This window comes from Desulfonispora thiosulfatigenes DSM 11270, assembly GCF_900176035.1.
Taxonomy (GTDB): domain Bacteria; phylum Bacillota; class Peptococcia; order Peptococcales; family Desulfonisporaceae; genus Desulfonispora; species Desulfonispora thiosulfatigenes.
On sequence record NZ_FWWT01000013.1, the window covers coordinates 151,089 to 171,780 of the forward strand.

Consider the following 20,692-nt stretch of genomic DNA (forward strand, 5'->3'; position numbering starts at 1 on the left):
TTACACTTACTTTAATGCTTGGTCAAAATCTTTTATAATATCTTCAATATCCTCTATCCCTACGGATACACGAATTAAATCTGGGGTGATTCCGCAAGCTATTTGTTGCTCTTCGGTTAATTGACGATGGGTCATACTAGCAGGGTGGAGCACGCTTGACCTAACATCTGCTACATGTACTACTAGGGCAGCTAATTTCAAACTATTCATAAACTTCTTACCTGCTTCATAGCCACCTTTAACACCAAATGTCAGTACGCCACTTGCTCCTTTAGGAAGATATTTTTGTGCTAAAGCATAACTTGGATGGTTTTCTAGTCCCGGATAATTTACCCAAGCTACATTCTCATGTTTTTCTAAAAATTCAGCTAATTTTAATGTATTTTCACTATGTCTTTCCATTCTTAAATGTAAAGTTTCTAAACCTATATTAGTTAAATATGCGTTAAATGGGCTCATACAAGATCCATAATCTCTCATTAAAGTAACCCTAGCTTTTACAATATATGCAGCATCACCAAATGTTTCTGTATAGCTTAATCCATGATAGCTTGGATCTGGCTCTGTTATTTCAGGATACTTACCAGTATTCCAATTAAAGTTTCCCCCATCTACTATTATTCCACCTACGCTTGAAGCGTGTCCATCAATGTATTTTGTTGTCGAGTGGATAACAATATTTGCTCCATGCTCAAATGGCCTACATAAATAAGGAGTTGGAAATGTATTATCAACGATTAAAGGAACATCTTTTGCTTTGGCAATCTGTGCAAACTTTTCAAAGTCTAAAACATTTAACCCAGGATTACCTATACTTTCGGTGAAAATTGCTCTCGTATTAACACAAAAATGTTTTTCAATTTCTTCTGCAGATAATTCTGGATCTACAAAGGTTACTTCAATGCCAATTTTCTTTAAAGTAACTGCAAATAAGTTATATGTACCGCCATAAAGTGTTGAAATGGCTATCACATGGCTTCCCGCACCACAAATATTTAAAAGTGCAAGTGTTGAAGCTGCTTGACCAGAAGATGTTGCTAATGCCCCTACCCCTCCTTCTAACATATTTACTTTTTCCTCTAATGCAGCTACTGTTGGATTACTTATTCTAGAATACATATGACCATTCTCTTCTAAATCAAATAACCTAGCTACTTGGTCAACATCGTCATATTTATAAGTTGTTGATTGATATAATGGCAATACCCTTGGTTCTCCTGCTTTTGGCTCATATCCACCTTGAACACTCCTTGTTCCTAATCCCCACTCTTTTTTCATCATAAACCCTCCTTAAAATATATAACTTAAACAAAAAAGCCACCTCCTAAGAAGTGGCTCTAATCAACAAGTGACTACCTACCTCTTATCTTCCAGGTTACCCTGCAGGATTTAGCACATTTCTAGTTAAATACTAGCTGTTGCTGGGTTTCATCGGGCCAGTCCCTCCACCACTCTAGATAAGAATTTATATTTAATTTTCTTTATAGCATAACCATAATAACTTACTTTGTCAAGATATCTTTATTTTTTCAACATCTCTGGATCTAAACTAATCATTTTCTTAAAGTCATAGTTTTTAGTTAATCTAAATACTACCGGACTTAAGGCAAGCATACCAATAAGGTTAGGTAAGATCATTAGACCATTAAAGGCATCGGAAATTGACCATACAATCTCTAAGTTAGTTACAGCTCCAACAAAACAAGCAATAACCCAAGCCCATTTATAATATAATTCACCTTTTACACCGATGAAATATTCTAAACATTTAGAACCATAGTAGTACCATCCTAAAATAGTTGAATATGCGAAGAAAATAAGACCAAATAAAATAACTAAATCTCCAGGTCCTGGTAATAACATTTTAAAAGCATTAGATGTTAAAGCTGCACCTGTTAATAACTCTATTCCTTGCTCTGCTAATTCTGCTTTCATTGTTACTGGGTACATCATTCCATCACTACCAGTTAGTTGCATAATTCCATCTGCTCCAATATTTACAAATGGAGAAACTAGAATAACTAATGCAGTCATAGAACATACGATTAATGTATCAATAAAAGATCCTAAAGAACCAATGATACCTTGTTTAACTGGGTCTGTAGTTGAAGCTGCACCGTGTACAATTGCTGCTGTACCAAGACCTGCTTCATTAGAGAATACTCCACGAGATACCCCAAATCTAACAACTGAACCTAAAAGTCCACCTTGAACTGCATGACCTGAAAATGCTGTACTGAAAATCATACCAAAAGCATGAGGAATCTTGTCATAGTTTAAAGCTAAAATGGTTATAGCTCCTACGACATATACTAAAGACATAATTGGTACAATTTTATCCGCAACTTTACCAATTGATTTAATACCACCAATTAAAACTAATCCAGTTGCCCCAGCAACAATTAAACCTGTAATCCATGTAGAAACACCCCAAGAATCATGAACAACTTGAGCTACTGAGTTTGCTTGCACAAGTGTACCAGGTCCAAAACAAGCAATTAATCCAAAGAAAGCAAATGCTCCACCAAGCCATGCCCACCCAGGTCCCATACCATTTTTGATATAGAACATCGGTCCGCCCGACTTTTCACCATTTGCATTTGTTTCTCTATAAAGAATAGCTAAAACTGCTTCAGCATATTTAGTCGCGCCACCTACAGAAGCTGTAACCCACATCCAAAAAACTGCTCCCGGTCCCCCCATAGTGATTGCTGTAGCAACCCCGGCTATATTACCAGTACCAATAGTAGCAGCTAGTGATGTCATAAGAGCCGTAAATGGAGAAATGTCACCATCCTTAGTTGTTGCTCTACTAGTAAATAATAATTTAAACGCTAATCCCAATTTTCTAAATTGTAAGAATTTTGTTCCTACAGTTAATAAAAGTCCAGTACCTACTAACAACGAAACCATTAATGGTCCCCAGGCAAAGTTTCCAAGCATTCCGACAAATTTTTCAAAAGCTTGCATTTACAACACATCCTCTCTCAAAAGTAATTAGTATAAAATTATGAATCCACTGTTTTGCTTATGCTAATGCTTATGCTTATGCTTATTGACACCTCCATATGAAAACCCAATAATAAAGATAAATTTAAATTATCAAAAGATTTCCTAAATTAAGAATTATAATTATATTGAAAATAATATTTGCAATTAAATTATAATTTATCCTTTAAATATTCTCAATAGATTTTAAATTTTCTGTCTATTAGAATAAATGATATATACCATAAGAATGTGCAGAATATGTAATATTTTGTACAACCATAGCATATATATAAAAAAATACAGTGTATACATACACTGTATTTTTCATATTTTAGTAGATAATGCTTTAGCTTACTTATTATAAATACCTACTATTATTTAAACCTTACTTTAATTCTTATTTATAATTAACTTTTAAATTTAAGTAACTCCTGCATTTCTTTAGAGTCATCCATTTTCATATTTTTAAAGTCATATCTTCTCACAACTTTAAATACAATTGGACTTAAAAGAACTAAGGCTATTAAGTTAGGGATTATCATTAAGCCATTAAAGGCATCAGACACAGCCCATACGATGTCAAGCTTAATAACTGCTCCTACTAAACACATCGCAACCCATAACCACTTATATAAATTAACACCTCTTAACCCTACAAGGTATTCTAAACATTTTGCCCCATAATAATACCATCCTAAGATAGTAGAATAAGAGAAAAATACTAATCCAAATAAAATAAGTAAATCACCAGGTCCTGGTAAGCCAACATGGAATGCTTGTGAAGTTAAAGCTGCTCCCGTTATAAAATCAATTCCTTGAGCCGCAAGATCAGCCCTCATTGATACTGGATACATCGCCCCATCACTTGCTAATAATTGCATGATACCGTCTGGTCCAATATTAACAAAAGGAGAAGTTAAAATTACTAAAGCAGTCATTGTACACACAACAATTGTATCAATAAATGCACCTAAAGAACCAATTAAACCTTGTTTTACTGGATCACTTGTTGAAGCTGCTCCATGAGCAATCGCTCCTGTACCAAGTCCCGCTTCATTTGAAAACACACCACGAGATACCCCATATCTAATAATGGTTCCTAATAAACCACCTTGAACTGCATGACCAGAAAATGCACTCTCAAAAATCATCCCAAAAGCATGAGGGATCTTGTCCACATTAAATGCTAAAATTACTAATGCACCTACAATGTAAACTAGTGACATCACAGGTACAACCTTACCTGCTACACTTCCGATAGATTTAATACCACCAATTAAAACAAGACCTGTTGCTACTGCAATTACACTTCCTGTTATCCATGGAGAAACTCCCCATGAACTATTTACAACCTCAGCTAAAGAGTTTGCTTGTACTAAGGTTCCTGGTCCAAAACAAGCAATTAAACCAAAAAAGGCAAAAACTGCTCCTAACCAATACCACCTCTTACCTAAACCGTTTTTAATGTAATACATTGGTCCACCTGATTTAAAGCCCCACTCATTTGTCTCTCTATAAGTGATCGACAAAACAGCCTCTGCAAATTGAGTAGCTCCACCAACAGCTGCTGTAATCCACATCCAAAATATTGCTCCTGGTCCACCAAAGGTAATCGCAGTTGATACCCCGGCAATATTTCCTGTACCAATGGTAGACGCTAATGAAGTCATTAACGCTGCAAAAGGAGAAATATCCCCTTCACCTGTTGTTTTCGTATTTGTAAATAAAAGCTTTAAAGAAACGAAAAGTTTTCTAATTTGTATAACTCCAGTACCAAGAGTCAGATATAATCCTGTTCCTACTAATAAGGAAACCATTATAGGACCCCAGGCAAAGTTACTGACAGCTACAGCTATTTGAGTAAATTGATCCATGCTTATCCCCCTTTAACTATGTATAATGTCCGGCTAATTTTCACAAAACTAGCAAAAAGATAAAGTTGATTAAAAAACATATCATGATAAATTTTTTTTACTTATCGATAATAGTATATATTTAGACAAATTTCAACAATTGTGCGAAAATTCAGCGATTAAAAAATATTATCAATAGTATAAATAATATTCCATAACACATATAATCATTTGCTTATTAATTCTCCTTATGACCAATAAATTATTTTCTAACTTAAAATATTTAATCTATTATCTAGATTATCTCCATATTTCAGGGATATATGTAAGGTTTCTGTAAATAATTGAGCATTTAAATTAAGAAAAGATACTTGTTCTAATCTACTTTATTAAGCGATATATATAATAAATAAAAAGATTTTACTAAAACAAATAGGATGGTACATATGTTTAATTTTAGGTATATGCGTTATCGACACCTTAATTATAAAAGATTTTTTATCTATATTTTAATTTTGCTCAGTCTTATTTTTATACTAAAAGGGTGTTTTTCATCTAAGGAAAAAATAGAGCCATCACCTACACCCACGCCTTCAGTTCAGGAAGGTATGGATCAGTATAAGAACGTAGCTGTTTATTATAATGGGACAGAGTATACAACATCTCATGGCAAGCATTATAGTGCAGATGGCTATTATTATGGACTTAAATGGCAATGTGTAGAGTATGTGAAGCGTTTTTATTACGAAGCTAAAAAACATCCCTTACCTAATTTATTTGGTAATGCTAAGGACTTTTATGATCCCAATTTAGCTCATGGTGAATTTAATGCTGATAGAGGATTAGTGCAATATAAAAATGGAGGAAATATTGCTCCTATGCCAGATGATATCCTCGTTTTCACGCATGCAACCTATGGTCATGTTGCTATTATTACGGAAGTTGGATCAGATTATATCGAAATTATTCAACAAAATGTCGGTAATAAAACCAGAGAAAAATTTAAGTTAACAGTAAAAGGTAATAGTTATATTATAGAAGCTAAAAATCCTCCTACCGTCTGGCTCCGCAAAATCTAATATTAATTTACATAAAAAAGGCTCTCCTTAAGTAGCAGGAACCATTTCCTAGCTATAAAGGAGAGTCTTTTATAAGTTTTTCTCTATGGCAAAAGTTTATATTCATTATGTAAATTCTTTATTTTTTGATGTACATCACTTGCCTGCATAATCTCAGACATCAGAGCTGCACCTGTTGCCCCCGCCTTAAATACTTGGCTTAAATTATGAATATTTATCCCACCTAAGGCTATGACAGGAACTTGTACACGGGAAGTTATTTTTTCTAACCATTTAATTCCTCTAGGAGCTAAACCCTTTTTACAATCTGTCGGAAAAATATGACTTGCTAAAAGATAGCTTGCCCCATTTTTACTGGCTGTTAAGGCTTCTTCTAAACTATGTACTGATACTCCTATTATCCCGGTAAAATCCGTCCTATCATTCATAAAATCAGTAAAAGAAATTTGAATACCTGTAGCCTTTATTTCCCTAGCAACCTTAAGATTTTCATTAATAATTAAGGAAGTATTAGTCCCTTTTGTTATTGCTTTAACCTTTATGGCCAATTGCAACAAATCAAACGAGTTTAAATCCTTTTCGCGTAAAATAATAGAGCCTACTCCTGCTTTTACAGCTTCCTCTATAATAGGCAAAAACCTTTCGGGTGATACTAATTTTCGATTAGTTATGAAATAAATCATCTTTTCATCCTATTCTTAAATTTACAATTATTTAACCGCTTAAACATACTATTATATACTTTCTTACTCTTCTCTAATAATTAGACAAAGCCTCATCAGCAAGGGGCATCCAGTCTTTAAAGATTGGTTGATAACCTCTAGCTAAAATTGCATCTCTCATTTCCTCAACATTCCTATTATCAGCAATTTCAAACTGAGGGTCTTGATGTTCTTCTGTTGTATGACCTCCAACCTCTGTACTAACCCCCGCAGACATTTTTGTTACCCCAAGGGATAAAATATTATTTCTAAATTCTGCACTTTCTCTAGTTGAAATTGTTATACCTGCTCGTGGAATAAATAATCTATATGCAAACATTATTTGTAATAAACTAGGGTCATCAACATGATAAACTTCATCAAAAACTCCAACATGAGGTCTAATTCTAGGTGGAGAAATACTTATATCTACTTCTGGGTATTTATTTTGCAGATAATCAGCATGAAGTCCCGTTATAAAAGCTTCTTTACGCCATTTATTAAGGCCTAGTAATGCTCCAATATTAACTGTTCTCATTCCTGCCTTACAAGCTCTTTCGGGTGCATCAATTCTAAAGCGATAATTCTTTTTCTCTCCACTTAAGTGCACCTTATCATAAATTTCTTCATTATATACCTCTTGATAAATAGTAAAACCATCAACACCAGCATTTACTACCTTTTTATATTCATCTTGAGTTAACGCATAAATTTCAATTGAAATAGATGTAAAATATTTCTTTAATACTTGAACTGAATCAACGATATACTCAACAGGCGTTATTTCTCTAGATCCCCCTGTTAAGATTAAAATATGTTGTAAACCAGTTTTAGCTATAGCAGCAGCTTCAATCTCTATTTCCTCCATACTTAACCTTTTTCTGAAAATATGGTTTTCTGCATTATATGTACAATATACACAGCGATTAGTACAATAATTAGATAAATACATCGGTGTAAATAATAAAATGCTTTTACCGAAGTGTTGCTGAGTTAGTCTTTGTGCTTTTCTAGCCATTGGCTCTAAGAATTTACTGGCCTGTGGTGATAAAAGAGTTAGTAAATCCCATTGATCTAATCTATCTTTATTTAAAGATCTTAAAACATCATTTTCAGTAACCTTTTCAAAAAATTCCTCAACTTCAAAATCCTTATATTTTTCATAAACATTATAAAAACTCATTAGCAAGCACCTTCATTCAAAAATCCTGTTAGAGGCGAAGATGCACTTGCAAAATGTCTTTCAGGTCCAAATTTTGAAAGATACGCCATGCGACCAGCTTTTACTGCCATGGAAAAGGCTTCTGCCATTTGAATTGGGTCACTACTAGTGGCAATTGCCGTATTTACTAGAACTGCCCCTGCTCCCATTTCCATTGCTTCAGCTGCTTCAGAAGGTTTGCCGATACCAGCATCAACGATAATTGGCACATCTTTAATTTCATCGATCATAATTTGTACTAATTCTTTAGTTCTAATTCCTCTATTAGTTCCAATTGGAGAACCTAGTGGCATCACAGCTGCAGCTCCTGCTTCTACCATTCTTTTAGCTGCCATTAAATCTGGGCTCATATAAGGAAGAACGATAAAGCCTTCTTTTGCTAATATTTCTGTTGCTTTAGTTGTTTCATAATTATCTGGTAATAAATATTTACTATCAGAAATAACCTCTATTTTAATCCAATTACCACACCCAGAAGCTCTTGCAAGTCTTGCTATTCTTACTGCTTCCTCAGCATTTCTAGCTCCTGATGTATTAGGAAGAAAGATACATTGCTTTGGGATAAAGTCTAAAATATTTTCTTCTTTAGAATTAATATCTACTCTTCTTAAAGCCATGGTAATTACTTTACTACCACTTTTTTGAATTGCATCATACATAATTCTATGATTTGGATACTTTCCAGTACCTATTAATAATCTATTATCTAAACTGTGTCCACCTATATTTAATTTATCCATTATTATCACTCCAATTTTCATTTTTTAAACTTCTGTTTCACCTAAAATAATTCTTAAAACTGTATTTGCTTGATGATTTGCTGCTATAGCAACCCTAGGGGCCATTAGCCCGCAACCCATCTGTACTTCTGAAAAATCATCACCAATTAAATAAAAGTTATCTCTAATTTTTTTGGTTTTAATTGTATTATTAGAAAAATATCCTGCCATACCTGAAGCTGCCACAATTATTTTTTCTTTATCTTTTGTTAATACTGTATTTACTAAATTTGCTTTACTTTCTGGATTGTCTAAAGCTTCTACAATAATCTCTACTTCTTTAAAACAATCTATGAGGTTATCTTGATCTAAAAATATGTCTTTTGTCTCTATTTTTACAAAGGGATTTATCTCTTTAATTAATTCTTCTAAAGCTTTTGTTTTCATCATCCCTATATGTCTGGTAAAATATTGTTGTCTATTTAAATTACTTGGTTCGACTCGGTCAAAGTCAACCAAGATTAATTTACCGATACCTAGTCTAGCAAGAGAAATTGCTACATTAGAACCGAGTCCCCCTAGTCCTGCTATTCCTACAATGGATTTTTTTACTTTAGCATGAACTCCTGGGGTGTGCCTGGCTACTAAAAGTGCTTCTAATTCTTCTTTACTAGGTATCTGGCCTTTTTTTATAAATGTTATCCTATCATCTTGATTTAATATCCTATCTTTAGTTATAGGGGCTCCATTTAAAACAATGATATTTGTGTCTTTTTTCACAATGTCCTTTAATTCAAATAAAGATGTGCCCTCTTTTATTTCTTTAGGATTTTCATTAACATATACCTTCATCCTAACCTCCCCCCATGAACGTAACAATTTCTACCTTGTCATCTTGATTAAGCTTTGTTTCAGCATATTTATCTTTAGGTATAATCTCTAAATTTATTTCAATAATTACCTTGTCTTCTTTGATATCTAGTTTGCACAACATTTCACTAACGCTTATTCCTACTTCAAGATAACTTTCTTGTCCATTAATTTTCATTTTATCGCCTCCTTTTTCTTAAATAAAAAAAATGCAAACCCCTAAGGATTTGCATTAATATTAAAAATAAAATTAATCGCTGAACATCCCTACGTTGGTACTAACCAAATCAGGTTCGAAGGGTAAGAGATAACATCTCACTTTCAGCCTATCAGTATAGGTTCCCCTTGTTCCGTAAATATTTAATTACTCATAGTATAATGAATATTTTAATAAATGTAAAGAGTATTTCAAATTATCTTTATATTAATGTCAATTATTAATATCCTTACCTTTATAGCCGCTTTTCTTATTAATACAGTAACCAAAACTAATCACGAGAATATGATAAATTATAACCACGAAAAGTTAATTTGAAAGGAGTAGTTTAATGTATAATAGTCAAAATTATATGTATAATCAAATGCCAATGATGAGTCAACAGCAACCTCAACAGCAATTTAACCCATTTAATCCATTTTTCCCGTTTCCACAAAATAGATCTGTTATAGATGCCGGATCTGCTGTAAAAAATCGTACTGGAGAATTAAATATCAGGTTTAATCGTAGATTTTCAAGCCCTCCAATAGTAATTGTAACTTCCTATTGGAAAGGTCAAGGAAGTCAAGTATCATTTGTAGATACCGTTACAAGAGTAAATCGTAATGGTTTTACCGTGGTTAGCGATAATGCTGCTAGTAATTATTATGTGAATTGGGTAGCTGTTTTACCAGAGTAAGAGTAAGAAAAGGGCCGTCTCGACTTAAATCAAAAAGCCGAGACGCTTTTTTTATTTGTTCAGGTTATATATCTTTATTTCAGTTTAAACTTTTGCACTACTGCATTTAATTCTTCGGCAATTTTTACTTGATGGAGAGCCGAATCTGCAATATTATCAATTGCTGTGGTAGTTTCATTAATACTCATTGCAATTTGCTGGGTACCTGCCGAAGTTCCTTCTGCTGTTGCCGATACAGCTTCCATAGCTATAGATATTTCTTCACTAGATCTCTTGATACTTTCCATGCTAATGCTCATTTCTTCTGACAATGTCCATAACTCTTCTGCATCTTCAGAATATTGTGAGCCAAATTGTAGCATTTTTTCATAATCTTCATTTACTTTAGTATCAATAAACTCTAAAATTCCTTCAGAGTTCTCTGCTAAATTATAAAAAGAACTTTGTACTTGAGTGGTAATAGATTGGATATCCTGAACAGTATGTGCTGATTGTTCAGCCAGTTTACGTACTTCGTCTGCGACTACGGCAAATCCTCTACCCTGATCTCCAGCCCTAGCTGCTTCAATTGCTGCATTTAAAGCTAATAAATTAGTTTGAGCTGCAATATCTGAAATAACCATTGCCATTTTACTAATTTCTTCTACTACCTTTCCTTGTTCTAAGGCTTCTTGAATACTTGCTTGTTTTTCAGCATACATAGCCTTTTCTGTTTTTTGAGCATCTTCAATTTGTACTTTAATTACTTCTGCCCTCTGGGCTATTTTTTTACTTGCTTCACTTACGTCTTTAGACTTTTGACTTACTTTCCTGGTTGAATCAGCTACTTCTTGACTAGATGCTGTTATTTCTTCTGTGCTTGCACTTGACTCCTCCGTACTTGAAGCAATTTCTTGTGTTCCAATATCAATAGTTGTGGCTTTAGCCTTTATTTCATCTAATGTTCCTGAAAGTTCTTGACTATAGACATTTAAGGTCGAAGCACCATTTATTACCTTATCTATTACCTCTCTTAAATTAGAAAGCATAGTATTGCATGACCTACTTAACCTTCCTAATTCATCATTTGAGGTAATTTCTAATTCTTTAATACTCAAGTTTCCTTGGGCTATTTCCTGGGAAAATTTCATTAGCTTTTTAATTGGTTTAATTATTATTGAACAGACTACAAAAAATAATACACCTACTAAAACTAATAGAGCTATCAATCCTTGCGTGATACTTCTATTAACCATTTTTTTAATTGGACCTGTAATCACGCTTTTTGGGGTCATTATTCCTACCGACCATTTTGCAGATTTTACAGGTGAATAAAATACACAATAATCTTCATTTTCAAAATTAATTTCCTTCCAGCCAAATTCACCACTAATCATTTCCCTCGCAACTACCCCTACATCTCCTTCACGCTCAGTAGCATTTGCCTTCATGACTAATTCTTCATCTGGGTGAGCTAAGTAGCAACCTTCTTTATCTAATAAATAGGCATACCCATCACCTGTTTCTAATTTAGCTAAAACATCATTAATGGAATCTAAGCTAATATCAATAACCAATAATCCTAGAAAATTCCCACTATTATCATTTACAGGAGTAGTAATTGATAAAACTAAACCTCCTGTGATTAGATCCGTATATGGCTTAGTATAACAAAGTCCTTTTTCACTTTTTCCTTCCACATACCAGCTTCTTTTATCATTACGAAAATCTTCTGGTTGAATAAACTGGGTGGCATCAAAATAATTTTGACTTTTTTCCGATGCAAAGTAAATCGTTAAAATATTTTCATCTTCATCCGTTATTGTTTTGATATCTTTGTAAAATTCCTGATACTCAGGTCGATTTAAATATGTCGCTAAATCTCTTGACTCTGTAATGGCAGCAAAATTCTTAACAGAATCAGTTTTTGCTACATTATGTAGGACATATCCATACATATTTAAGTAATCATTCATTTCTGATGCAGTTCGTTTAGCCATTTCAATACCTGTGTTTTGTATGCCTTCTGCTCCTACTTTATTAATGGTATAAGCATTTGTGGCAATAATGATCGATAATCCTAGTAAAATTAAAACAATTGTTGGCACTAAAATTTTAATTGCTAGTGAATTTTTTAAACGATTCATAAATTTCCCTCCACACAATATTGCAAATATTTATGTATATATTCTTTATATTTTTAACAATTCCTCTCTTAAAATAATTCTTTTATGCATTTAATAAATTATCCTTATAAATTTATGTTCATTATTTGCCCAAAATATTCTTGATTGTCCTTAATTACCTTTTCATTACCTACAATACAGTGATAATCATCTTCTAAAACCTTTTTAAGTAGAGGTACTAACTCCCGGATTTTTTTCTCGTTTGTATCCAATATTTGTTTTCTATTTTCTTGTACATCTTTATAACTACAATTAACTAAATGATTCATAGCCGAAAGCCTAGACTGTTCATAGGGACTAAGTGGTCTATCTAAATCACTTATTGCGCCAATAATATACTTATTTATCTCATTATCAGTAACTTTAAAACCTTCTATAAATTTAGGTAATTCTTTAAATACCTCTAAGGTTTTGCTTAAATTTGGATCTCGATAGGAAAAGAGAATAAAGTCTCCCGTACTACTAAAACTAGCCCTTGCTCCATATGCTCCCCCCTGCATCCTCACTCGATTCCATAAATACTCTGTATCAATGATATTTTCTAAAACCTTCATGCTACCATGATATTCATAACCTAGATTTTTAAAATTATTCCCTTGTATGACATGTTGTACTTGTACAGGGCTAATGATTCCCTCATTTTTTTTCACCATCTTAAACTTAAACAAGTTAGCTTTTGTTTGTTTATTATTAAGGCTCTTTAAATAATCAGGTAAAGTATCGCTCACACTTTTATATTTATCTTTATCACAAGTAATGCTTATAAGTAATCCTTGCTTGTTAAAAATCAGCTTACTTACTTCTTGTAAATTAGCCCTAATTTCGTTTTCCCTTGTAGATAATCCCTCAGCTGTTTGCGTAATAAAGTGATTAAAGCTAAGTCCTCCAAGCTCATTATACGCTTCGCCTGGGTTAAAATATGATAAACAACGTTTAATAGCTAACCTTTCACCACTTTCAAGGGCTAGATTTTGACTTGTTAATTTTACTTTTTTAATCTCTGTCGCTAAATTTTTAGTTTCCTTAAAATTACTCGTACCTATTTCAGATAAAATCTTAAAAACCTCAGGCAAATTACTTTCTAATACTTTTGCCGAGATGATAAATTTAGGATAAAAGACATTCTTATCCTTATAATCTGTAAAAGCCCGAACTTCACAACCAATTCCTCCTGTATGCATTTTTATCTTCTCTTTTAATTCTTCCTGGCTTAAACCTTTTGTATCTACCTTTCCTAAAAGCTGGGCTAGTAAATAAAGATAGGAAATTTTCTCTTGAGGTACTTTACTAGCATCAAAGTAAAAATCTAAATAAACTAATTCTCCTGTTTCAAAAGGATGATGTAAGACATTGGTTTCTTCTATACTTTTTTTTAACATTTCTGGTTTTTGCGGAGTTCTAATATCTCGTAGAGAGATTTTAGGTATTTTGGCTACTGTTTCTTTTTCATCTGGCTTTACTTGCCAGGATTTTAGCTTTTCATTTAAATTTAGGATTTCATCTACATCAGCTTCTGATAGACTTTCTGTAATCTTTGTTAACCTTTCTGCTACTTTTATCTTGTTTTTATCTAAAAGATAAGGGTCAGGTTTAACGATAACCTGAGATTGATGCTTATTTTCTAATAAATAAGTTTTAATTAAATTTTCAAAATACTTATTAGGTATTTCTGATTTTATTTTTTCTAAAGTTTCTTCATATTCTAAAAATAGGCTGGGGTCATGATCATATAACCAGCTACTCATTACCTTCATATTATAGTTAATTCCTCGACCAGCATTTAAACTCTCTTCACGCAATGAAATTTCCACTTGATTAATTGCACTTTTAATTAATTCCGGCTCTATACCTTCGTCTACCATTTTAGTTAAACTACTTTCTACGATTCTTTCAAATCTCTGTTGATCATATTCCTTTGCATTTTCTACAACTATTCCTAATATGGGTTGCTGAATACTTGGTTCATAAAAAGATGATATATTTTCCCCAATATCTGCAAAGTTTAAAGCTTCTTTTAATGGAGAAGAATTGTTATCGAGTACTAAATTTAAAATTTGAAAGGCCCAGGTTAATTCTTGATTCTGATTTTCGCCTAAAACATAATTTCGACTTATATATGTTTTATTATCTGTACTTTCACCCTTATTACTTGGATAACTGCCTATAAAATATTTTTTTTCTGTAAATGTTGGTTCAAGTGGAATTTTAGAAGCTATTTTCTTTTGGGAAAAATTACGTAAATATTCTTTGTTTAAGTATCTTAATGTTTGACTAAGGTTTAAATCCCCGTATAAATAAATAAAACTATTAGAAGGATGATAATATTTTTGATGATATTCTAAAAATTCCTTACTACTTAAATTTGGAATTGCTAAAGGATCACCCCCTGAGTCCTTTGAGTAAACTGTATTTGGAAAAAGTGAATTTAAAATATTACGTAATAAATAATTAGAGGGCGTTGAATAAACTCCTTGCATTTCGTTATAAACAACACCTTGATAATTTAAAATACTCTTTTCATCCTTTAACTCATAATGCCATCCCTCTTGCCTAAAAACCTCAGGATTTTGATAAAAATTAGGGTAAAAAACAGCATCTAAATAAACATCCATTAAATTTCTTAGTTCCTTTTCATTTACACTAGCACATGGATACATCGTGTAATCAGGGGCAGTTGCAGCATTTAAATAAGTATTTAAAGACCCTTTATTTAACTCTACAAAAGGATCTTTTAAAGGATATTTACGTGAACCACAAAATACACTATGCTCGATAATATGTGCTACCCCTGTATTATCAGTAGGTGGTGTGCGAAAGTTTATAGAAAAAACTTTATTTTCATCATCATTATCAATATGTATTAGCCTTGCCCCTGTTTTTTTGTGCTTAAATATTTTTACATTAGAGTTTATTTCGGAAATTGTTTTTTCTTCAATAAGCCTAAATCCATACTTATTAATCTTAAAATACTGAACACCTTGATATACAAGAAAAGCTATTAATACAATAGTAACAGCTAATATAACCTTGCGGTTTAAGACATATAGTTTCATTACACACCCTCTTTTTTTATTCTCCTTATATTTTATATGCAAAATTTTGAAAAATATTAATTGTATTATTCAGTAATAATGTAGCCTGATCATAAAAAAACTCCTCTCATAGTAAAACAGTCTTATTTTCACTGTCTACTATAAGAGGAGCATATAATATTTTTAGCTATAATTTTCTGTTGATGCAATTTCTTTTAAAGTTGTACTTATTTCTTCATGTGCTTTATTTTCTGCTGCTAACTTTTTAAAGGCTACGCTAAGCATTAATTTTATACGATTTAATTGATTAACTTCGCTCGCCCCAGGATCATAATCGATAGGAGAAATATTAGCCTTAGGGTAATGCCTTTTAATTTCTGAAATCATCCCTTTACCAGTGATATGATTTGGCAAACACGCAAAAGGCTGCACGCACACTACATTTTCTACTCCACTTTCGATTAATTCAATCATTTCAGCTGTTAAAAACCAACCTTCTCCTGTTTGATTACCTAAAGAAATAATGGGCTCTGCTTTTTTTGCTAGTTCATATATCTTAATTGGAGGACTAAAAGATTTACTTTCACTTAATGCCTTTTTCATTTCTCTCCGATAAAATTCAATAACATTAATCGCTAGTTTTCCTAATAAATTTCCTTTGAAGCTACCAGATAATTTATCATATTTATAAACAGAATCAAAGGCAGAATATAATAAAAAGTCCGTTAAATCTGGCATTACAACTTCAGCCCCCTCTTCTTCTAAATGAAGGGCAATATTATTATTTGCAAAAGGATGAAACTTTACTAAGATTTCGCCAACTACTCCTATTTTAGGTTTCTTAATATTATTGATTTCTAAATTATCAAAGTCCTGGACAATTTTATACATATTAGCTTCAAATTCCTTAAACCTGCCTCTGACGACAGCCCTTTTACAAATTTCTACCCACTTATCATAAAGTAGATTAGTACTTCCTACTATTTTCTCATAAGGTCGTACAGCAAAAACCAGACGCATTAATAAATCTCCGTATAATAATGCCATACAACCTTTATGGAATAATTTATATGTCCATTTAAAACCAGGGTTTTTTTCTAATCCTCCTGAATTAATGGAGATAACAGGTATTTCTCCTAACTCTGCATCTTTAAGAGCCTTTCGGATAAAGGCAATATAATTAGTTGCCCTACATCCTCCACCTGTTTGACTAATCATGACTGATGTTTTAGTTAAATCATATTTTCCAGATTTTAAAGCTTTCATTATTTGCCCTACAACAATAATCGAAGGATAGCAAGCATCATTATTGACATACATCAACCCTTCATTGATATCCTGTTGCTCAACTTCCGGCAAAATTTCTATTTTATAACCTTCAGAATTAAATGCAGGCTCTAAAAATTGAAAATGTATAGGTGACATTTCCGGTACTAATATTGTATGATTTTTTTTCATTTCTTCTGTAAACACTTTTCGTGGTGTTAAATCATAAAGTTTCCTAGGCTCAAATTTTATAGCATCCCGTTCATTCATTGCCGCTAATAAAGAACGAAGTCTAATTCGGACAGCTCCTAGATTATTAATTTCATCAATTTTTAATACTGTAAATATTTTGCCAAAACGCTCTAAAATTTCTTGAACTTGATCAGTTGTAACTGCATCTAGACCACAACCAAAGGAATTTAATTGAATTAATTCGATATTCTTTTCCTTTGCGACAAAACTAGCTGCCCTATATAATCTTGAATGATATACCCATTGATCGACAACACGTAAGGGTCTCTCTATATCACCTAAATGAGCTACGGAATCCTCAGTTAAGACAGCAAGGCCAAATGAAGCTATTAAATCATCTATCCCATGATTAATTTCCGGATCAATATGATATGGCCTACCTGCTAAAACAATTGCTTTGGTACCGTTTTCTTGCAACTGTTTAACTACTTCCAAACCTTTATCTTTAATTTTTTGCTGAAAATTTTCTAATTCTTGATACGCCTTTTTTACTGCTTGATCTATTTCCCTTTTAGGGATCTGAAAACTCTTTAATTCTTCAGTCAATCTTTTACTTAATCTTTTTTCATTATCAAGTGGTAGAAACGGATAGATAAAATTAATATCTTCTTTACGGATTTCATCCATATTGGCCTTTATTACTTCTGGGTAAGAAGTAACAACAGGACAATTGAAATTATTATCTGCTTCTATCTCTTCTTTTATCTCCAAGGGGATACATGGATAGAATATATTTTTAATGCCTTTATTTAATAAACTAACTATATGTCCGTTTGTGATTTTTGCTGGATAACATAAAGACTCCGAAGGGATAGTCTCCATTCCTAGTTCATATACCTTTCTAGTGGATCTATCTGATAAGACAACTCTAAATTTAAGTGCTGTAAAAAAGGTATGCCAAAACGGATAATTTTCATACATATTTAAGACACGGGGTATTCCAATTTCCCCCCTAGTAGCCTCACCTTTAGTAAGACTTTTATATTTAAATAGTTCGTTATATTTAAACTTAAATAAATTAGGAACACTAGAAGCCTTCGTTAATTTTCCTACTCCCTTTTCGCAGCGATTACCTGAGATAAATTCTCTATTATCTGAAAATCTATTAATAGTTAATAAGCAATTATTTCCACACTCCCTACATCTATCTAAAGATACATCCATGGTGAAATTATCTAATTCAGTAAGTCCTAATAAACTAGATTTATGGTCTTCCTCATATCTTTCTTTAGCAATTAAAGCACTCCCATAGGCTCCCATTATTCCTGCAATATCTGGCCTGATAACATTTTTACCTATAGTTAGCTCAAAACTTCTCAGCACTGCATCATTGTAAAATGTTCCACCTTGCACAACGATATTATTTCCTAATTGATCATAATTAGTAACCTTAATTACCTTAAAAAGAGCATTTTTAATAACTGAATAAGCAATCCCCGCTGAAATATCACCAACTTCGGCTCCATCCTTTTGTGCTTGCTTTACTTTAGAATTCATAAAGACTGTGCACCTAGTTCCTAGATCAACCGGCTTTTCTGCAAAGATACCCTTTTTCGGAAACACCTTAGTATCAATATTTAAGGAATGGGCAAATGTCTCAATAAAAGACCCACACCCTGATGAACAAGCTTCATTAAGCATAATACTATCGATGACACCATTTTTAACATACATACATTTCATATCTTGCCCACCAATGTCTAAAATAAAGTCAACATCAGGGGAGAAAAATTTAGCTGCCTTATAATGGGCAACTGTTTCAATTTCTCCTATATCAATTTTTAAAGCTGTTTTTAATAACGATTCTCCATATCCAGTTACAGCTGAATTAACTATTTTTATATCTTCAGGTATAATATTATAAATTTCTTTTAATGCCCTTATTACTGACTGAAGGGGGCTCCCTCCATTACTACCATAATAAGAATAAACTAAATTTCCTAAATCATCGATCAATGCTAATTTGGTAGTTGTAGAACCTGCATCAATTCCTAAAAAGCATTTACCCTTTATATCCTTTAAACTAATTCTATTTACTTTAGTCCGATTATGACGAGTAAGAAAATCTTCGTAATCTTTATTATCTATAAAAAGTGGGGTTAGTATATTCTTTTCTTCAATATCGTATTTATCTAAATTTATTAATCCATCATAAATTGTCTTTAAAAAACATGGTTCATTCTTCTTAGAAGCTAATGCTGCTCCTATGGCTACAAAATACTGTGAATTTTCTGGGAAAATAATATTTTCTTGTTTTAAATTTAAGGTTTCAATAAATCGCTCTCGTAATTCAGATAGAAAATATAAAGGACCACCTAAAAAGGCAACATTCCCTTTGATAGGCATACCACAAGCTAAACCACTAATAATTTGATTAACAACAGCTTGTAATATAGAGGCTGCTAAATCTTCCCTTGATGCTCCTTCATTTAATAGTGGTTGAATATCAGTTTTCGCAAAAACTCCACAACGAGAAGCTATAGGATAAATCACTTTATAATTTTTAGCTAATTCATTTAATCCTAAAGCATCTGTTTTTAATAGAGTAGACATTTGATCTATAAATGCTCCTGTACCACCAGCACAAGTTCCATTCATTCGCTGCTCTACATTATCACCTAAATATGTTATTTTAGCATCTTCTCCCCCAAGTTCGATTGCAACATCTGTTTTGGGAATAATCTTTTCTATTGCTTCCGTACAAGCAATAACTTCTTGAATGAAATCAATATTCAGTTTTTTTGCTACATAAAACCCTCCAGAACCGGTTACATTGATAGTTACCTTTTGCCCTTTAAAAAGAGGATATACTTCTTCAAAAGCTTGTTTAACAGTAGTCTTAATGTCTGAATAGTGCCTTTTATACTTACTATAGATTAATTGATTATTATTTAATACGGCAATCTTAATGGTGGTTGAACCAATATCTAGCCCCATATGCAACAATTTCTTCATCTCCCCAATTCATCACATAAGCTAAGGACATAAATAAAACATTATAAACAAATTAATACTACTTAATTAAAATAAACAAACTAAATAATACTACTTAATTAAAATAAATTTGCAGTTTAAAGTCAAGTGGTACTTTTATTATGGTTAATAAACTATTCCATACTAATAATATGTAATTAAAATATTACTATACATTATATGTTTCTTTATAAAAAAAACACCCTTAAGGTGTTATTTAACATATAAATGGCTCCTCGAGCTGGGCTCGAACCAGCAACCCCCTGGTTAACAGCCAGGTGCTCTACCATTGAGCTATCGAGGAACAATAGGAAAAATCCCGGCGACGACCTACTCTCCCAGGACCTCTGGTCCAAGTACCATCAGCGCTGGAGGACTTAACTACCGTGTTCGAAATGGTAACGGGTGTGACCCCTCCGCTATTATCACCGAGAAAATATGTAATTGTTGAGTAGCATTTGCTCTCTCAAAACTACACAGTGAAGATTTTCGTCTTTATTTAGGTCAAGCCCTCGACCTATTAGTACTAGTCCGCTAAATACCTCACGGCACTTACACTTCTAGCCTATCTACCAGATATTCTCTCTGGAGTCTTACCAGCTTACGCTGTGGGAAATCTCATCTTGAGGTAGGCTTCGCGCTTAGATGCTTTCAGCGCTTATCACTTCCAAAC

General features: G+C 32.6%; 13 protein-coding genes, 1 tRNA gene, 2 rRNA genes and 2 riboswitches. Of the genes, 2 read left to right on the plus strand and 14 right to left on the minus strand.

The window, feature by feature from the left end; translation table 11 throughout:
* Positions 1-6 precede the first annotated feature (6 nt).
* The 3 genes from B8965_RS04440 to B8965_RS04450 all read right to left on the minus strand — a co-directional run bounded on the left by B8965_RS04440 (position 7) and on the right by B8965_RS04450 (position 4,865).
* Entirely contained in the window at positions 7-1,281 is a 1,275-nt protein-coding gene (locus tag B8965_RS04440; protein ID WP_423237163.1) for an O-acetylhomoserine aminocarboxypropyltransferase/cysteine synthase family protein, read from the minus strand.
* A 79-nt stretch (positions 1,282-1,360) separates the two neighbouring features.
* Positions 1,361-1,464, minus strand: a riboswitch (SAM riboswitch).
* Positions 1,465-1,521: 57 nt separating this feature from the next.
* Positions 1,522-2,970, minus strand: coding sequence for an alanine/glycine:cation symporter family protein (locus B8965_RS04445; RefSeq protein WP_084052657.1), 1,449 nt, complete (start codon positions 2,968-2,970; stop codon positions 1,522-1,524).
* A gap of 428 nt (positions 2,971-3,398) precedes the next feature.
* Positions 3,399-4,865: an alanine/glycine:cation symporter family protein gene (locus B8965_RS04450; protein ID WP_084052658.1), complete on the minus strand. Its 1,467-nt coding sequence runs from the start codon at positions 4,863-4,865 to the stop codon at positions 3,399-3,401.
* A 587-nt stretch (positions 4,866-5,452) separates the two neighbouring features.
* Between B8965_RS04450 and B8965_RS04455 the strand changes: the two genes are divergently transcribed.
* The gene (locus B8965_RS04455; protein WP_242941926.1) at positions 5,453-5,923 is read left to right on the plus strand and encodes a CHAP domain-containing protein; all 471 of its coding nucleotides are present in this window, start codon (positions 5,453-5,455) and stop codon (positions 5,921-5,923) included.
* An 83-nt stretch (positions 5,924-6,006) separates the two neighbouring features.
* Here B8965_RS04455 and B8965_RS04460 read toward each other — a convergent pair whose 3' ends face one another.
* The 5 genes from B8965_RS04460 to thiS all read right to left on the minus strand — a co-directional run bounded on the left by B8965_RS04460 (position 6,007) and on the right by thiS (position 9,613).
* Positions 6,007-6,606 (minus strand): thiamine phosphate synthase, encoded by a 600-nt coding sequence (locus B8965_RS04460; RefSeq protein ID WP_084052659.1) that lies wholly within the window; start codon positions 6,604-6,606, stop codon positions 6,007-6,009.
* Positions 6,607-6,679: 73 nt separating this feature from the next.
* Positions 6,680-7,807: a 2-iminoacetate synthase ThiH gene (thiH, locus tag B8965_RS04465; RefSeq protein WP_084052660.1), complete on the minus strand. Its 1,128-nt coding sequence runs from the start codon at positions 7,805-7,807 to the stop codon at positions 6,680-6,682.
* Complete coding sequence (locus tag B8965_RS04470; RefSeq protein WP_084052661.1) at positions 7,807-8,586, minus strand: thiazole synthase; 780 nt, start codon at positions 8,584-8,586, stop codon at positions 7,807-7,809. Before B8965_RS04470 ends, thiH begins: the two co-directional genes overlap by 1 nt.
* 24 nt (positions 8,587-8,610) lie before the next feature.
* Positions 8,611-9,417: a sulfur carrier protein ThiS adenylyltransferase ThiF gene (gene thiF / locus B8965_RS04475; protein ID WP_084052662.1), complete on the minus strand. Its 807-nt coding sequence runs from the start codon at positions 9,415-9,417 to the stop codon at positions 8,611-8,613.
* Position 9,418: 1 nt separating this feature from the next.
* The gene (thiS, locus tag B8965_RS04480; protein ID WP_084052663.1) at positions 9,419-9,613 is read right to left on the minus strand and encodes a sulfur carrier protein ThiS; all 195 of its coding nucleotides are present in this window, start codon (positions 9,611-9,613) and stop codon (positions 9,419-9,421) included.
* Positions 9,614-9,682: 69 nt separating this feature from the next.
* Positions 9,683-9,791, minus strand: a riboswitch (TPP riboswitch).
* Between the two features lie 192 nt (positions 9,792-9,983).
* Here thiS and B8965_RS04485 point away from each other — a divergent pair.
* Positions 9,984-10,331, plus strand: a complete 348-nt coding sequence (locus tag B8965_RS04485; protein ID WP_084052664.1) for an H-type lectin domain-containing protein — start codon at positions 9,984-9,986, stop codon at positions 10,329-10,331.
* Between the two features lie 74 nt (positions 10,332-10,405).
* On the opposite strand, the gene B8965_RS04490 is transcribed toward B8965_RS04485, so the two are convergent.
* The 6 genes from B8965_RS04490 to B8965_RS04515 all read right to left on the minus strand — a co-directional run.
* On the minus strand, positions 10,406-12,457 hold the full coding sequence (locus B8965_RS04490) for a methyl-accepting chemotaxis protein (RefSeq protein ID WP_084052665.1): 2,052 nt from the start codon (positions 12,455-12,457) through the stop codon (positions 10,406-10,408).
* A 104-nt stretch (positions 12,458-12,561) separates the two neighbouring features.
* A complete protein-coding gene (locus tag B8965_RS04495) occupies positions 12,562-15,549 on the minus strand; it encodes an insulinase family protein (protein ID WP_084052666.1) in 2,988 nt (995 codons plus the stop codon).
* Positions 15,550-15,711: 162 nt separating this feature from the next.
* On the minus strand, positions 15,712-20,001 hold the full coding sequence (locus B8965_RS04500; RefSeq protein WP_084052667.1) for a 2-hydroxyacyl-CoA dehydratase: 4,290 nt from the start codon (positions 19,999-20,001) through the stop codon (positions 15,712-15,714).
* Positions 20,002-20,248: 247 nt separating this feature from the next.
* A tRNA-Asn gene (locus B8965_RS04505) sits at positions 20,249-20,323 on the minus strand.
* A 13-nt stretch (positions 20,324-20,336) separates the two neighbouring features.
* Positions 20,337-20,452 (minus strand): 5S ribosomal RNA (gene rrf, locus B8965_RS04510).
* 67 nt (positions 20,453-20,519) lie between these two features.
* Positions 20,520-20,692 (minus strand): 23S ribosomal RNA (locus B8965_RS04515); the annotation flags it as partial.

What these genes read in the sequence shown, in the direction of transcription:
- B8965_RS04470 (WP_084052661.1), bottom strand. Translation starts at nt 8,586, where the DNA reads ATGGATAAATTAAATATAGGTGGACACAGTTTAGATAATAGATTATTA.
- B8965_RS04485 (WP_084052664.1), top strand. Translation starts at nt 9,984, where the DNA reads ATGTATAATAGTCAAAATTATATGTATAATCAAATGCCAATGATGAGT.
- B8965_RS04495 (WP_084052666.1), bottom strand. Translation starts at nt 15,549, where the DNA reads ATGAAACTATATGTCTTAAACCGCAAGGTTATATTAGCTGTTACTATT.
- B8965_RS04440 (WP_423237163.1), bottom strand. Translation starts at nt 1,281, where the DNA reads ATGATGAAAAAAGAGTGGGGATTAGGAACAAGGAGTGTTCAAGGTGGA.
- B8965_RS04490 (WP_084052665.1), bottom strand. Translation starts at nt 12,457, where the DNA reads ATGAATCGTTTAAAAAATTCACTAGCAATTAAAATTTTAGTGCCAACA.
- thiH (WP_084052660.1), bottom strand. Translation starts at nt 7,807, where the DNA reads ATGAGTTTTTATAATGTTTATGAAAAATATAAGGATTTTGAAGTTGAG.
- B8965_RS04455 (WP_242941926.1), top strand. Translation starts at nt 5,453, where the DNA reads ATGGATCAGTATAAGAACGTAGCTGTTTATTATAATGGGACAGAGTAT.
- B8965_RS04460 (WP_084052659.1), bottom strand. Translation starts at nt 6,606, where the DNA reads ATGATTTATTTCATAACTAATCGAAAATTAGTATCACCCGAAAGGTTT.
- B8965_RS04500 (WP_084052667.1), bottom strand. Translation starts at nt 20,001, where the DNA reads ATGAAGAAATTGTTGCATATGGGGCTAGATATTGGTTCAACCACCATT.
- thiF (WP_084052662.1), bottom strand. Translation starts at nt 9,417, where the DNA reads ATGAAGGTATATGTTAATGAAAATCCTAAAGAAATAAAAGAGGGCACA.
- thiS (WP_084052663.1), bottom strand. Translation starts at nt 9,613, where the DNA reads ATGAAAATTAATGGACAAGAAAGTTATCTTGAAGTAGGAATAAGCGTT.
- B8965_RS04445 (WP_084052657.1), bottom strand. Translation starts at nt 2,970, where the DNA reads ATGCAAGCTTTTGAAAAATTTGTCGGAATGCTTGGAAACTTTGCCTGG.
- B8965_RS04450 (WP_084052658.1), bottom strand. Translation starts at nt 4,865, where the DNA reads ATGGATCAATTTACTCAAATAGCTGTAGCTGTCAGTAACTTTGCCTGG.